Raw genomic sequence first — 14088 nt, 5'->3', positions numbered from 1 at the left:
CCCGATGCCCGGCCTTCACCGCCCACGCCGACAACCTGGCAGTCTGACGCTCCAGATCCGGCTTCTGATCGTGAGAGGAGACCCGGGCATACAGCCCGACACCACCGACCCTTTCCGGCACGGTATTGGCCTCCACGTTCACCAGGATTGTGCGTGGCCCCACACGCTCGGCCGGAACCGGCAAACTGCCCTCACGGAACCAGCGATACGCGGTCTGCGGATGCACACCCTGCGCCTTCGCCCACTCCTTGAGGTTCATGCACCCGACCGTAACGACACTCACCCAAATGCACTATCACTCACAAGAATGAACATAAGAACCAGCAGTGCCCGACCCCTGCCAGATGTTGTCGGGACAGAACGCGAAGTGCTCCGCGGCGACCGCGAGAGCTTCATGCAGTGTCTGCGGCGGGGCTGCTACGGACAGGTCCAGCCGCGCAGACGACAGAGCAACCACCCGGACTCCGAAGCGGTCCTCCCAGGAACGGAAAACGGCACACAGCCGGGCCACATCGTTTTCCTGGTTGACCGGCCCTGCCCAGCCGATCGCTGCGGGGAGGTCCGCAGCCCGGCCCACTGGAACCAACGCCAGCCGAGGGCCCTTGAGCCGGCCTCCGACCAGATCTCTGGCCAGATCTCTGGCCAGGTCCCCGGCCACGTCCGCAGCAGTCGTCGCCGGATCCGCCGCGGTCCTCCCTGGCGACGCCAGCCCAGGCCAGCTACCGGCGAACGGAGCCATGGTCTCGCCCGCGTCCTCTTCATCTTCGTCTTCGTCTTCGTTGTCCTCGGTTTCCGATGCCGCGGACTCCCAAAAGTCTTTGAGGACCTCCTCGGCACGATGGTCGCCGGGGTCCGACGTCCTGCCGGGATCCAACGTGCCGTCCCACACTCCTCCGTACCGGCTTCGTCCTGGAGGAGTACGGGCTGCAGTCCCGCTTCCCGAACCGGCAGGTACTCGGCCCACGTACCGGGTGCTGCGACCCCGTCGGCCCCCCAGAGCAGCGGCTCAGGCCAAGGGCCGTCGATGGTTTCGGTCACCAGTGATCCCGGCGGCAGGCCGAGACCCAGACTTCCGCCCGTGGGGTCGGTCAACAGCACGGTCAGCGGATTGGAATGTGACGTCATGCCGGCGAAGCTGACGGCCCCACTGACAGACGACGCCGATCACACGGACCGCTATCGGAAGGCGACCGAGCAGACTCGACCCGGCCGGGGTTCGGCGGGGGTTCAGGAACCTGCCCGCGAGCGTGGGCACGTCGGCCCGGGTTCCAAAACCCGGTTGCCCCGCCCCCGGGGGACGGTCCGCCGGATATCGCGGTGTTAGCCTGCGGCGATCCCAGGTGTGGGCACGACACGGGGTAATGCGTCACACAGGAGGCTCATATGTCACGTCGTCCGGTCACCATCGTCACCGGAGGCAGTCGCGGTATCGGTGCCGCCACGTGCGTCCGGCTCGCCGCCGACGGGCACGATGTCGTCCTCGGGTACCTCCGTGACGACGCGGCCGCCAAGGCCACCGCCGAGCGGGTGCGGGAGGCCGGAGGCCGGTGTGTGACCGTGCGCGGTGACACGTCCGAGGAGTGCGGCGTGGAGCGGCTCTTCGACATCGCCGGAGCCGAGCTCGGTGCGGTGACCGGGCTGGTCAACAACGCCGGAGTGACGGGTACCCCGGGCCGGCTCGCCGACATCCGAACCGAGGACCTGCGCCGCGTGCTCGACGTGAACCTCCTCGGGTACCTGCTCTGTTGCCGCCGGGCCGCCCGGGACATGGCCGCGTCGGGCGGCGGGGCGATCGTCAACGTCTCCTCCGCGGCCGCCACCCTCGGCAGTCCCGGCCGCTACGTCCACTACGCCGCGACGAAGGCCGCCACCGACACCCTGACCCTGGGCCTCGCCAAGGAGCTGGGCCCGGACGGGATCCGGGTCAACGCCGTGGCCCCCGGCATCATCGACACCGACATGCACGCCGCCATGGGTGACCCCGACCGCCCGGCGCTCGCGGCCGCCGAGATCCCGCTCGGCCGGGCCGGGCAGCCTGCGGAGGTGGCCGTGGCCATCGCCTGGCTGCTGTCCGCGGACGCCGCGTACACGACCGGTACGGTCCTGCGCGTCGCCGGCGGGCGCTGAACGGCCGCCACCCCTCGGGGACGCTAACCGGACGTGCTGGGCAGCCAGTCGGTGGCGCCCAGCACCTCGCGCGCTAGGTCGACCACGGAACGTCCGTCGGTCGCCACTCTCACCGCGTCGAGGGGCGCCTGCTCCTCCAGGATCCGCGCTCTACGGGCGCTGCTCTCCAGCTCGGACTGCAGCTCCGAGCCCCGTTCCCGACCGGTCAGCCGCTCGCGGCGAGCAGCACCTCCGCTTGATCCATGAGGTGTCAGTCCTCGCTCGCGAAGGCCGCGCGGGTGGCGGGCCCGTAGACGCCCGGCGGGTCGCCCTTGATGCTCCTGTTCTGCTGGAGCTGGAGGACACCGCGCCGGGTCTGCTCGTCGTACACCCCGGTGAGGTTGACGTACGTGAACCCCTGCGCGTGGAGCCGTTCCTGCAGGGCGCGCACCTCGGCCCCGCGGTCCCCCGGGCTCAGGGTCCCGCCCTCACCCGGCGCCGGGCGGGTGCCGGTCGGGCCGGCCCGGCCCGGCGGCTCCGGGTCCCGGGTCGTGCCGGCCGACGGGCCGGCAGGGGTCTGACCGGCGCCGGTCGGAGCCGTCGCGGACGGTGTTCCGGGCGCGGGCGGGCGTACGGACTCCGCGGCCGGGGTCGGCTCCTCGCCCGCCCCCGGGCTGCGCGCGGGGAGGACCGGTACGGACAGGTCCGGCGGGGCCACGGCGCGCCGCGGCTCCGGGTCGGGGCCGCGCAGGAGGAAGGCGAGGGCCCCCGCCGCCCCGAGTGCGAGCAGGGCGAGTCCGAGGAACGGGAGGCGGCTGCCCCGCCGGTCGCCGGGAGGGGCCGCCGGCGGCGCGGCCTGCTGCGCGGGACCGGGTTCCCACACGGGTACCCGCGGAGGCCCGGGCACCTCGGCGGGCGGTCCGAAGCGCGTCGGTACGGTGATCCGCCCCGAGTCCTCGGGCCAGGCGGGCGCGGAGGAGCCGGGCAGCGGACCCGAGGGGGCTACGTAGGGGCGTACGAGCAAGCGATCGTCGTCGGGCACGAGCCCTCTCTCATCGGGTCAGGGGACACGGTTGTCTTCCGGCGGGTACGGGGGCCGGCGCGGCGGTGCGGTGTCGGCCCCCGTACCCGACCGGTCAGGTCCTGCGCCGCCGGGCGACCAGGACCATCCCGGCGGGAGGTGCGGCTCGTGCGGTGGGGCTGCACGTCCGGATGTCCGGACGTCTTGATCGTCCGGACATCGCGGGCAGGGTCGGTCCGGATGATGGTGTCCGACCGGCGCACTCTTTCCCCAGGAGATGCCCCAGGTCAAGCCGGATGTCCGATCCACCCCATCCGCCCGGTCTGGGCACGGGCTGTCCATCGGAACCGGCCCGTCGGGAGCGGTTCCCCTGCCGGGCCGCATGGTGGACCGTCCGGATTGCGGACGGTCAACTCCTGCCCCAGGGCCCACCTCTGATCTGCCGCTGATCTGCCGCTGATCTGCCGCTGCTCTACCGCTGGTCTGCCGTTGCTCTACCGCTGGTCGGCCGGTGAAGCGTCGCGGGTGCTGACGGCCGCCGGTGCGCCCGCGCCCGTGACGGCACCCGCGCCCGTGACTGCGCGCGTGGCCGTGCGGGACGTCGAGGTGACCCGGACGGTGACGGCGGCCAAGGCCATCAGGGCGGCTCCGGCCAGCGGAGCCGCGGGCACCGAGATACCGTCGACCGCGAGACCACCGGACAACGCACCCGCGGCGATCGCCAGGTTGAACATCGCCACCATCAGCGAGGAGGCGGCCTCCGCGTCGTCGGGTGCGGCCTTGATCATCCAGCTCTGGAGGCTGACCGAGACCCCGCCGTACACGAGCCCCCAGGCCAGTAGCAGCACCGTCCCGGCGACCGCTCCCGGCACCAGGGCGATCGACGCCAGGATCACGGTGAGGGCGGCACCGACGGTGAACAGCGTGCGGTACGGGTCGCGTGCTCCCGCCAGGAAGTTGCCCGCCACGCCCGCGACTCCGTACCCGAGGAGGAGGGTGCTCACGTAGGCGGCGTTCACCCCGGACACGTCCTGCAGGATCGGCCGGACGAACGTGTACGCCGCGAACTGCCCCGTCACCACCAGGAAGGTGACGGCCACCCCGGCCCGGACCGCGCGGTTGCGCCGCAGCAGGGCGGGGAGTTGGGCGAAGGTGATGGTCCGGGTCGGCGGGAGCGGCGGGAGCAGCAGGAGCAGTGCGGCCAGGGTGAGGACTCCGAGCCCGCCCACGGCGGCGAAGGCGAAGCGCCAGCCGCCGAGTTCGCCGAGCAGGGTTCCGGCAGGGACGCCGAGTACCGAGGCGGTGGGGACTCCGCCGAAGACGAGCGCGGTGGCCCGGCCGACGTGGTGCGCGGGGACGAGGCGGACGGCGAGGCCGCCGGCTATCGCCCAGAAGCCGCCGACGCTGACCCCTACGAGCACCCGGGCGGCCAGCAGCACCCCGAAGCCCTGCGCCACGGCGGCGACGAGGTTGGCGACCGCCATCAGGGCGATCAGCACCACCAGCACCCACCGCCGGTCGAGCCGGCCGGCGCCGACGGTGACGAGGGGCGCGCAGAATCCCGCGACCAGCCCCGGCACGGTGACCATGAGCCCGGCGGTGCCGTCGGACACCCCGAGATCGGCGCCCACGGGGGTGAGCAGACCTACGGGCAGCAACTCGGAGGTGATGAGACAGAAGATCCCGAGCGCCACCGCCCCCACGGCCCCCCATCCCCGCCACCCGGCGACGGCGGCCGTGTCCGGCGCGACCGCCTCTCCCGTCGCGGGGGCGGGCCCGGCGGACGGTCCGGGGGCGGAGTCGGGGCCGGAGCCTGAAAGGGGGGCGGGGCTCGGCGGGAGCTGCGGATCCGGGGAATGGGCGTCGTTGCCGGGCGCGGGGGCTTCGGTCATGGGGCGGGACTCCGTACGGGGCAGGCGGACAGGCAGGCAGGTGGACAGGCAGGCGGGCGGCCCACCGGAGCGTTCCCGCCGGTCGGGCGGGGCCGGTCCGGGAGCCGGCACGGCAACGCGGAGCACCGGGGGTCGCGCCTCCCCCGGCATCCGTACTGTCGTTCCCCTCCGAACCTTGTCCGGATTTCCGCGCCAGGTCCACCCCCGTCCACGTGCGCGTTCTCCCGGACCGGTGAACCTCCCGTCGCGGCAGAAACGATCACTGTGCGCCCACAGAACCGTTTCGGCGGCGCCCGCGGTGCCTTCCCCGCCCCCTTGTCCGCACGCTTGTCCGCACGCTCCCGCGCCGCCGCACGGAAGCGCGGGAACCGGCCCGCCCACCCGTGCGGCATGGTGGTCCGATGCAGTTGCGCCGGGTCCTGCCCCTCTCCCTCGTCGCCCTCCTCGCCAGCGCCGGCTGCGTGTCGGTCGGCGGCCCGCGGGATTCCGACGTGCCCGCGCGTGGCTTCGTACCGCCCGCCGACGCTCCGGAGCTCAGCCCGCCGCCCGACGCGTCCCCCGCAGCCGATCCGGTCGGACTCCCCGCCGAGCCGCTGCCCCTCGGCGAACTCCCGGCGAGGGCCGATGCCTACGCCGACCGCGCCGACGCCGACCGGGACGGCGGGAAAGCACCCTCCCGGCCTGCCGCCAAGGCCCCCCGCCCGGCGGCCGAACGGCGCGCGAAGCCGGCCGCGCCGCGCCGCGCGCACCCGCCCAAGGCGGCCGCCGCCCGGCCCGACCGCCCCGCCCGGAACCCCGTAGCGCCGCTGCCCCGCACGGACGAGCTGTGCGCGGCCGCGGAAGGCTCCCTGCCGCCTTCCATCGTGGATCTCTGCATCCGCCAGGCCGGCCGGTGACCTGAGCCGCTGAGGTGGGCCGCTGAGGTGAGCCCCTGACCTGAGCCGCTGTCCTGAGCCACTGAACCGAGCCGCTGACCTGGTCCGATGACCACATATTCTGGGCGCGCTTGACTCTCACACCGTGTCAGGGCCTGCACTGGAAGGCGTCATGTTCACCATCGGAGACTTCGCCAAGCACGGCCGGGTGTCGGTCCGCATGCTGCGTCACTACGACGCCATCGGACTGCTGCACCCGGCCCGTGTCGACCCCGCCAGCGGCTACCGCTCCTACGAGGCCGGGCAGCTCGCCCGCCTCAACCGTGTCATCGCGCTCAAAGAGCTCGGCTTCAGCCTGGAACAGGTGGGGTCGATACTCGACGAGCTGGTGAGCGCGGAGGAGCTGCGCGGCATGCTGCGGCTGCGGCAGGCGGAACTGGAATCGGCCATGGCCGCTGCGGCGGCCCGGCTGACCCAGGTCGAGACGAGGCTCCGGATCATCGAGAACGAGGGAACCATGTCGTCGATCGACATCGTCGTGAAGAGCCTTCCGCCCGTCCGCCTCGCCGAGTTGAGCGGGGTCGCGGGCAGCTACGAGGGGCAGGACATCGGCCCGGTCATCGGCCCGCTCTACGACGAGCTGTGCCGCCGCATCGAGGCCGCCGGTGTCACGCCGACGGCCCCGGGAATCGCGTACTACGAGGACGCCGGCGACGCGGAGCGACCGGGCGCCGTCCTGGTCCACGCCGGGCTGCCGGTGGCCGCCTCCGTGCGCGCGGAGGACCTCGGGGGCGAGGTACGGATCGTCGTGCTGCCCGCCGTCGAGCGGGCGGCAACGGTCGTGCACCGGGGTTCGATGGACTCCGTCCTGCCCACCTCGCAGGCCCTGGCCCAGTGGATCGACGGGAACGGGGAGCGCTCCGCCGGCTACGCGCGCGAAGTATCCCTGGCCTGCCCGGACGACCGGGACGAGTGGGTCACCGAACTCCAGGAGCCGCTCGGCGCCTGAGGCCAGGCACCCCACCGGTTAGGCTCCGCTGATGCAACGCGTCCTCGTGGCCGGCATCAGCGGAGCCGGCAAGTCGACCCTGGCCCGGGAGTTGGGACGGCTGCTCGCGCTGCCGTACCACGAGGTGGACGAGCTGCACTTCTCCGGGCCGGGGTGGGCCGTCAGCCCGTCCTACGCCGCGGACCTGGTGCGGATCGCGGAGGGTGACCGGTGGATCCTCGACTCCCACGGGCCCGAGGCCGCGCGCGAGGTGCTGTGGCGGCGGGCCGACACCGTGGTGTGGCTGGACCAGCCGCGCCGTACCGTCATGCGCCGGGTGCTGGTGCGCTCGCTGCGCCGGAGCCTGCTGCGGGAGCGGCTGTTCGGCGGCAACCGGGAGCGGTGGCGGGAGTGGCTGCTCGCCGACCATCCCGTGTGGTGGGCCTGGTCCCAGTACGGGGCCCGGCGTGCGGAGATCGGCGGGCTGGCCGGCGACGCGCGGTTCGCTCCGCTGCGCGTGGTCCGGCTGGGCTCCCCGAAGGCCGCCGGGGCCTGGCTGCGGGCTCAGCGACCGGCCGGGCGGCCGGCCGGTGCGGAGCGGCCGCCCGTCACGTAGGCGCGGCCCCGTACGGCGCCGCGCACCGCTCCGCGCATCGTTCCGTGCACCGCTCCGCGCCGGGCCGTGCGCAGCCGGCCCATCGTGGCGTGCCCGCGGCGGCGCCACTCCGCCCGCGGCAGACCGGCGCGCTGGCCGCCGCCGGTGATCAGGGCGTTGACCGGCGCGTGCGGGTCCGCGGCGAGCCCCTTGGCCACCAGGACCCCGACCACGAGCGGAACCAGGGCCACGGCCAGCGCCGTGCCGGCGGTGGCCACGTGCTGCTGCACGCGGGGGCGGCTCGCGGCGGGCGCGGCGGCGGTGACGGTAGCGGTGGCGGTGGCGGTGGCGGTGGCGGTGGCCGTAACACTGCCGGTCGAGGAGGTCATGCCCCCATTCGATCAGCGGAAGCCGTCCCGGGAATCGGGCCGGATACTCAGGTCGTTGGGTGTGAGGTACTCAGAAGCGGACCGGCTCGGCCGAGACCGGACCGTACCGGACGGGGCGAGGGGACAGCCGTACGTGAACACACCCGGGCAGGGCAGCTTCGAACCGGCGGACGGCGACGGCCCCGCGCCCTCCGCAGCGGGACGGGCGGCGGAGCTGCGTACCGCCTACGAAGGCCTGCTGCAGATCCGCCGGCTCGTCAACGGCCCGGCGGGCGCCGGAGTTCCGGCCCCGTGGGAACTCCGGCTGATGCCGCGCGCGGTGGCCCTCGCACTGGAGGCGGCGGGCATCCCGCCGTCGGCGCGGGATCCGCAGGACCCGGGTGGGCCGCGCACCCGGACCGGGTACCGGGTGGGCCCCGCCGCGTCCGGGGACGGCCGCGTCGAGGTGACCTGGCTCGGCCCGCCGGGCGGCGGCGCGGCCGAGGAGGAGCAGGAACGCCTCACGGCCTGCGCGGCCGCACTCGAACGGCTCGGCTGGGTCTGCCTGCTGTACCGCGGCCCCCGCCGGCGCCGTTTCCTGGAGGTCGAGCCGCCACCGGCACGCTGAGGCCGCCGGATGCCGCGGCGCCGCGGCCGAGTACGGACGGCCTGCGAGCTGTAGCCCTTGTCGCCGGTGACGTGGTCGGGCCTGATGCGCGGACGGCCCCGGCCAGGATCGTCCGTCGTTGTCAGTGGCGGCGGATACGTTCGGGGTGTTGCAAGGGCCGTTTCCCGACAGGAGTGGACGATGACCGAGAGCAGCGTTGAACCCGGGCTCAGGGTGGTGCTGACAGACGTCAGCGAGCGCGTGGTTGAGGCGTGGCGGGCGGCGTTCGCGAACACCTCGGGCATCGAGATCCGCAAGGGCTCGATCCTCGACGAGGACGTCGATGCCTGGGTCACGCCGACGAACTCCCAGGGCCGGATGGACGGCGGGGTCGACGCCGCCATCAAGCGGTACCTCGGATCCGGCATCCAGCCACGTGTGAAGCGGGCGATCCGCGATCGGTTCGCGGGAGCCCTCCCCGTGGGCAGCGCGGTCTGCGTCCCGTCGGGGGCGACCGTCCCCCGGTACCTGATATCGACGCCGACCATGGTGCGGTCCTCGCAGAACGTGAGTGCCACGCTGAACGTGGCTCTGGCGTGCGCTGCCGCGTTCCAGGCGGTCCACCGTCAGAACCGGAAAGCGCCGGGCAGCATCCGCTCCGTGGCTCTGGTCGGAATGGGTGCGCAGACCGGCCGGGTCCCGGCGAGGGTGTGCGCCAACCTGATGTGGACCGGACACACACTCTTCCACGACCACTGGTTCGAGGATGACGACGAGCTACGCGCCACGATCATCGCGCAGCTCAACGGCATCGAAGACGCCCCCGTCGAGGAGCGGGTGCGCATAGTGCCGCCGAAGGCTGCTGCGCCCGTTGCCACCGACCACCCTGCCGGCGACGGCCATCCCTCGACCACGACGAACGCAAGCCCCACCCCGATGACCGACGCGAGCAACGGCCCGGCCCCGGCCCAGCCCGAGGGGAACGATCCGCTGGCCCTCGCCGAACTCTTCAACGGCGGCGGTGAGCCCTGGCTTCCGCTCCTGAAGCCCGTCATCGAGGCCCTGCCGGACGCCGCCCGGTTCATTGGCAAGGGCCGCAGCCCCGAGGTCGTCCCGGTCCGTGAGCTGACCTTCCAGGCTCTCAAGCCCAACCCGCCACACAAGTGGAAGGTCGTCGCCTTCGGTCAGAACCCTTACCCGCGGCCGGAGAGCGCGACCGGCATAGCCATGTTCGACAACACCTTCAACGACTGGAAGGACAGCCAGTTCGGAAGGGTCGTCAGCATCCGCTGCCTCATCAAGGCGGCGGCGATGTGGAAGTACGGCATCGCCAAGAAGACGCCCATCGCCGATGTCCGCTCGCTGCTGAAGGAGCGGGAGACGGTCCAGCCGCCGGAGTGGTTCCAGGCCATGCTCACGCAGGGCGTGCTGCTGCTGAACGCCTCGCTCACCGCAAGCGGTGACGGAGCGATGGGGGCCGACCAGCACACGGCGTTCTGGCGGCCGGTCGCCGAACGGATCGTCGAGGAGATCCTCAAGGCCAAGCAGGACGCCGACGAGGAGGACCGCGGGGTCGTGTTCGCCTGGTGGGGGGCGCACGCCCGCCAGTTGAAGAGGGTCGTCCTGCGGCTCCAGGAGAAGTACCCGGACGTCGAGGTCCGGCACATCGACCACGCGAACCCGGCGGCGCAGAATGACATCTTCTGCGAGGGCGACCATTTCGCCATGGTGAACGAGGCTCTCGCCTCACTCGGTGCCGACGCGATCGACTGGCTGCCGAGCAAAGGGTGGAACGAGGGGGCAGCCGGGGCGGGAGGGACGGATGTCTCGGCACGCATGGGCGCCTTCATCGAGTCGACCATGAACCTGCACCAGCTGTACCTGGAGCGCCTCACCAGCGTCAAGGACGAGGGCCTGGCCCTCCCCTCGATCACCGGCGTGTTCGACACCCCGCTGATGGACTTCCAGGGCGCCGTCGCGCCAGTCGCCAGGACGCTGTCCGGTCTCGGCACACACATAGAGCGGTCACACGACTTCGGCAAGCAGCGGGCGGACGAGATGTCCGGCAGCCTGTCCGCCGACGCCATCGCCGCGCTCTACCTCTACACCTGCGAGTCCGCCTTCTACCGCGAGATCAACGCCGTCCTCCGCTCCCCGGACCGCACCAGGGTCACGCCCTACCTGCCGTACCTGCGGCTGCTGTTCTCGGCGGTCTCGGGGCTACCCGCCCACACACAGCCGCTGTGGCGCGGTGTGTCGCTGGACCTGCGGGCGCAGTATCCGGTGGGCCGGACGGTGACGTGGTGGGGCGTCTCCTCGTGCACCTCCGAGCTGAAGGTGGCGCGGTCCTTCCTGGGCAGCCGCGGCAAGCGGACGCTCTTCGAGGTGACACCGGCCCAGGCGGTCGGGATCAGGCGCTTCTCCGCCTTCACCGGGGAGGAGGAGTACATCCTCACCCCGGGCACGCAGCTCGAGGTGACGGACGTGAAGAGCGAGCGCGGCGGGCTGTACACGGTCAGGCTGACCGAAGTGGACGCCGCTCCCGTGGTGTCCTGAAGCACCCCTCGGGGCAGCCGCGACCTGCCGCGACCGCGACCGCGGCAGGTCGCGTGGGTCAGTTCAGGTCCTCGGTCGCGCCGCGTCCCGCGGTGACGGCGCTGCGGAGGAAGGCGGTGATCAGTTCGAGCTCGGCTTCGCCGTAGGCGGCGCAGATCTCGTCCAGCGACGAGTTCATTCCCGAGAACAGGCCCAGCAACTCGGCGTTCCGCTCCCGCAGCGCGCGGTTCAGTACGGCCCGACGGTCGGACGGGTCGCGCTCGCGGGCCACCCAGCCCCCCTTCTCGAGCCGGTCGAGGATCCCGGTCATGGTCGCCGGATGCAGCCCGGCCTCGCGCGCCAGGGCACCCGGGCCCAGCGGGCCCAGACGGTTGATCAGGTCGAGGCAGTCGAGATCGACATCCTTCATCTCGAGCCGACCGCCGACCCGCCGGTTGAGCAGGGACAACTGATTGCTCAGCTCCCGCAAAGCCCCCTTGAGCTCGACGGACGCCTTCCGGTGGGCATGTGTTTCGGAACTCATATCGTACGACTCCCAGAAGCCGTCGCTCCCGAGGCGGTCGCCTCGGCACTGAAGGGTGTTCGCGGGCTCTTCGTCCAGCCCCGTGCCGCCAAGGACAGCACCGAGAAGCTCCTCCGCCTCGCTGCCGATCAGGGCGTCCGCAAGGTGGTCGTCATGTCGGCGATCAACGTGGACGACGACCCCGACCACCAGCCGTCCCGGTTCAACGGCGGCCGCAACACCGAGGTGGAGCGTGCCGTCATCGGGGGCGGCCTGCCGTGGGTGGCGGTGCGGCCCAGTTCGTTCGCGATGAACATGCTCGGGCTGTGGCGTGGTCAGCTCGCCCTCGGCGACACGGTTCGGGGCCCGTACGGAGGCTTCGCCGAGGCCGTGATCCACGAGCGCGACGTCGCCGAGGTGACAGCCCGGGCGCTCATGGACGATTCCCTTCTCGGCCGCAGGATCCCCATCACCGGGCCCGAGGCCCTCAGGCCCGACGAGATGCTCCCGATCATCGGCGCTGCGATCGACAGGCCGCTGCGGTTTCAGGAGGTCCCGGCCGAGATGGCCGCCCGCGGCATGATCCGGAACGGCCTCGACGAGCGGTTCGTCCAGGCCCTCATGGCGCGTTACGAGCGCGAGATGGCGCGCCCCGCGACGGTCACGGCCGAGGTCGAGGCGATCCTCGGTCGGCCCGCCCGCCCTTTCACCGCCTGGGTCGACGACCACGCGGGCGCTTGGTCATGACGACGTACGTGCGCTTCGGACCAGGGTGTCCCGCAGTGCTGCGGCCAGGCGTTCGTCCTCGCGCATGTCCTGGTCCCGGTCGCCGAGGTACATCGGGATGCGGACGCTCTGCGCCGCCGCCGCTCGCAGTGCGGGCAGCGCCGGGGCCGCCGCGGGGCCCAGCGCTGTCAGGATCCGGCAGACGTACGGGCCGAACCCGTCGCGCACCACATGGTCCACGAAGGCGTCGAGCGACGCTCCCGTCGGCTCGACCCCGGCGTGCAGCCACAGGGTGGCGAGGAGTCGCGGGTGCGCCCGGTCCCCGTCGGCGGCGTTCTCCCTGAGGCGGGCCACGTGGTGGGGCTCCAGCCCGCCGTTTTCGGCCAGCCACTCCAGCAGCCGGGCCGACAGCGCGACATCGCGCGGCCCGTCGCCCAGCCGGCCGAGGGCCGCCTCCGCCCGGCGGCGGTCCCCGGAGATCCGGATCAGGGTCATCGGGGTGTGCCCGGACCGGGCGCCCGGGCCGTTCCCGGGCAGCGCGTCGAGCAGGGGCAGGGCGGGGGCCGCGGCCGGGCCGATGGCTCCGAGCGCGGAGATCAGGCCGCCCGTCAGGCGGCCCGCCCGCCGGCCGCGCGCACCGGCCTCCGGTTGCCCGGCCGTCAGCTCTGCCAGCATCCGGACCAGCACGGGCACCGCGGGGGCCGCGGCCGCTCCGCACACGCCCAGGACGGCCAGTGCCCGTTGCGCGTCGTGGGGCCCGGGCAGGTCCAGGGCCGCCACGGCCGCCGCCACGAGCGGGGCGAGGTCCGCGCCGGGTACGCCGGCCAGTCCCCTCGCGGCCTCCGCGGCCTCCCACCCGCACTCCCCCGCGCGGACCATCCGGCAGAGCTCCGGCAGGGCCCGTAGGTCCCCGATCCGGGCCAGCCCCAGCGTGGCCGCCTCCGCCCGGTCAGGGCCCGGCTCCGCCAGCTCCTCGCGGGACAGCCGGGCGGACTCCAGCGAGGCCCCGAGCACGCGTGCGGCGGCCGGCCCCGCCCAGGGGTCCGCCAGCAGCGGCCGCAGGTGCGGTACGAGGGCCGCCGGGGCCGCCCGCCAGTGGCGCATCGCCTCCGCCGCCAGGTCGACGGCCGCCTGCCGAGCCGCCTCCGTCGGGCGGAGCGCGAGCCGGGCGACGTGCTCGTAGCAGGTGCTCTCGTCGGTGGAGCGGAGCGCCATCCCCCACACGGTGCCGATCCGCCATGACACCCGGCTGCCGGGGCCGCCGAGCCGCGTCCCGGCGGCGTCGAGGTCCGCGAGGACGGCGTCGCTTTCGGGAGCCGGGGTGGCACGCAGTCTGACCGCCGGATCGGCGTCGGTGCGCAGCCGTTCCGCGAGGCCGTCCCGGCCCCGCACGAGCAGGGCCTCGGCGAGGGCGAGTCGGGCCACGGGGTCGAGTGCGCCGGTGCCTTCCGCGGGGGCCGTAAGGAGCTCTTCGGCCCGTACCCGGTCCGCCTCGGCGAGCAGCCAGGCGGCCGCGCGCCGTACGGACGGGTCGGGGTCGTCGAGCAGGGGCAGTGCGGTCCGGGCCGCGGCCGTACGGTCCTCCGTGCCGGTCGCCAGGTCGGTGAGCAGCCGGAGCACCCACAGCCGTACGTCGCCCCGCGCGTCGGACGCCAGGGAGGCGAGCCGCCTCGCCTGGGGGCCATCCGCGTCACGGCGTACGGCATCGAAGACCGCGGAGCGGGCCGCCCCGTAGGCGTGGCCCGTACGGTCCTGCCCGGCCTCTTCCAGCCAGGCGTCCACACAGTCGGCCGGGCCCTCGGGGCCCGGCGGTCGGGGGCTCAAGTCCCCGGGCGCAGAACGCCCTTTCGCA

At 73.4% G+C, this 14088-nt stretch carries 14 protein-coding genes; 7 read left to right on the top strand and 7 right to left on the bottom strand.

The genetic code is table 11. The features are described from left to right. Together MTF69_RS41810 and MTF69_RS41805 are read right to left on the bottom strand one after the other, a co-directional pair. On the bottom strand, positions 1-259 hold a 259-nt coding region (locus tag MTF69_RS41810; RefSeq protein ID WP_374325729.1), incomplete at its 3' end, for a recombinase family protein. 36 nt (positions 260-295) lie between these two features. After that, a complete protein-coding gene (locus tag MTF69_RS41805) occupies positions 296-889 on the bottom strand; it encodes a DUF4253 domain-containing protein (protein ID WP_243342059.1) in 594 nt (197 codons plus the stop codon). A 494-nt stretch (positions 890-1383) separates the two neighbouring features. Here MTF69_RS41805 and MTF69_RS41800 point away from each other — a divergent pair, with 494 nt between their 5' ends. Then, the gene (locus MTF69_RS41800) at positions 1384-2127 is read left to right on the top strand and encodes an SDR family NAD(P)-dependent oxidoreductase (RefSeq protein ID WP_243342058.1); all 744 of its coding nucleotides are present in this window, start codon (positions 1384-1386) and stop codon (positions 2125-2127) included. A gap of 250 nt (positions 2128-2377) precedes the next feature. Here the strand turns inward: MTF69_RS41800 and MTF69_RS41790 are convergent, their stop codons facing one another. Continuing rightward, positions 2378-3148, bottom strand: a complete 771-nt coding sequence (locus MTF69_RS41790; RefSeq protein ID WP_243342057.1) for a peptidoglycan-binding domain-containing protein — start codon at positions 3146-3148, stop codon at positions 2378-2380. A 473-nt stretch (positions 3149-3621) separates the two neighbouring features. Further along, positions 3622-4830: an MFS transporter gene (locus MTF69_RS41785; RefSeq protein ID WP_374325731.1), complete on the bottom strand. Its 1209-nt coding sequence runs from the start codon at positions 4828-4830 to the stop codon at positions 3622-3624. Positions 4831-5420: 590 nt separating this feature from the next. Here MTF69_RS41785 and MTF69_RS41780 point away from each other — a divergent pair. From MTF69_RS41780 to MTF69_RS41770, 3 genes are all read left to right on the top strand, one after another. Then, a complete protein-coding gene (locus MTF69_RS41780) occupies positions 5421-5915 on the top strand; it encodes a hypothetical protein (protein WP_243342055.1) in 495 nt (164 codons plus the stop codon). A gap of 151 nt (positions 5916-6066) precedes the next feature. Then, positions 6067-6903 carry a MerR family transcriptional regulator gene (locus MTF69_RS41775; protein ID WP_243342054.1) on the top strand — a complete coding sequence of 279 codons (837 nt, stop codon included), beginning with the start codon at positions 6067-6069 and terminating at the stop codon, positions 6901-6903. Positions 6904-6934: 31 nt separating this feature from the next. Continuing rightward, positions 6935-7498: an adenylate kinase gene (locus MTF69_RS41770; protein WP_243342053.1), complete on the top strand. Its 564-nt coding sequence runs from the start codon at positions 6935-6937 to the stop codon at positions 7496-7498. Here MTF69_RS41770 and MTF69_RS41765 read toward each other — a convergent pair. Next, positions 7447-7866, bottom strand: coding sequence for a hypothetical protein (locus MTF69_RS41765; protein WP_374325722.1), 420 nt, complete (start codon positions 7864-7866; stop codon positions 7447-7449). The two genes, MTF69_RS41770 and MTF69_RS41765, sit on opposite strands and share 52 nt — an antisense overlap. A gap of 133 nt (positions 7867-7999) precedes the next feature. On the opposite strand from MTF69_RS41765, the gene MTF69_RS41760 reads away from it, so the two are divergent. Beyond that, positions 8000-8473 carry a hypothetical protein gene (locus MTF69_RS41760; RefSeq protein WP_243342052.1) on the top strand — a complete coding sequence of 158 codons (474 nt, stop codon included), beginning with the start codon at positions 8000-8002 and terminating at the stop codon, positions 8471-8473. 180 nt (positions 8474-8653) lie between these two features. Further along, complete coding sequence (locus MTF69_RS41750; protein ID WP_243342051.1) at positions 8654-11008, top strand: macro domain-containing protein; 2355 nt, start codon at positions 8654-8656, stop codon at positions 11006-11008. Positions 11009-11066: 58 nt separating this feature from the next. Here the strand turns inward: MTF69_RS41750 and MTF69_RS41745 are convergent, their stop codons facing one another. Then, positions 11067-11417 (bottom strand): MarR family transcriptional regulator, encoded by a 351-nt coding sequence (locus MTF69_RS41745; RefSeq protein WP_243342062.1) that lies wholly within the window; start codon positions 11415-11417, stop codon positions 11067-11069. Here MTF69_RS41745 and MTF69_RS41740 point away from each other — a divergent pair. Next, entirely contained in the window at positions 11328-12257 is a 930-nt protein-coding gene (locus MTF69_RS41740) for an NAD(P)H-binding protein (protein WP_308401523.1), read from the top strand. The genes MTF69_RS41745 and MTF69_RS41740 overlap by 90 nt on opposite strands. Here the strand turns inward: MTF69_RS41740 and MTF69_RS41735 are convergent. Beyond that, on the bottom strand, positions 12252-14060 hold the full coding sequence (locus MTF69_RS41735; protein WP_243342049.1) for a hypothetical protein: 1809 nt from the start codon (positions 14058-14060) through the stop codon (positions 12252-12254). The two genes, MTF69_RS41740 and MTF69_RS41735, sit on opposite strands and share 6 nt — an antisense overlap. Positions 14061-14088: the final 28 nt, after the last annotated feature.

Source organism: Streptomyces sp. AP-93 (genome assembly GCF_022808175.1).
Classification (GTDB): Bacteria; Actinomycetota; Actinomycetes; order Streptomycetales; family Streptomycetaceae; genus Streptomyces.
The sequence above is the reverse complement of the archived record's forward strand: the minus strand, read 5'-3'. Positions and strand labels throughout refer to the sequence as shown.

Coding starts and splice junctions, on each gene's coding strand:
- MTF69_RS41775 (WP_243342054.1), top strand. CDS start 6,067: ATGTTCACCATCGGAGACTTCGCCAAGCACGGCCGGGTGTCGGTCCGC.
- MTF69_RS41800 (WP_243342058.1), top strand. CDS start 1,384: ATGTCACGTCGTCCGGTCACCATCGTCACCGGAGGCAGTCGCGGTATC.
- MTF69_RS41745 (WP_243342062.1), bottom strand. CDS start 11,417: ATGAAGGATGTCGATCTCGACTGCCTCGACCTGATCAACCGTCTGGGC.
- MTF69_RS41780 (WP_243342055.1), top strand. CDS start 5,421: ATGCAGTTGCGCCGGGTCCTGCCCCTCTCCCTCGTCGCCCTCCTCGCC.
- MTF69_RS41770 (WP_243342053.1), top strand. CDS start 6,935: ATGCAACGCGTCCTCGTGGCCGGCATCAGCGGAGCCGGCAAGTCGACC.
- MTF69_RS41750 (WP_243342051.1), top strand. CDS start 8,654: ATGACCGAGAGCAGCGTTGAACCCGGGCTCAGGGTGGTGCTGACAGAC.
- MTF69_RS41765 (WP_374325722.1), bottom strand. CDS start 7,866: ATGACCTCCTCGACCGGCAGTGTTACGGCCACCGCCACCGCCACCGCC.
- MTF69_RS41740 (WP_308401523.1), top strand. CDS start 11,328: ATGCAGCCCGGCCTCGCGCGCCAGGGCACCCGGGCCCAGCGGGCCCAG.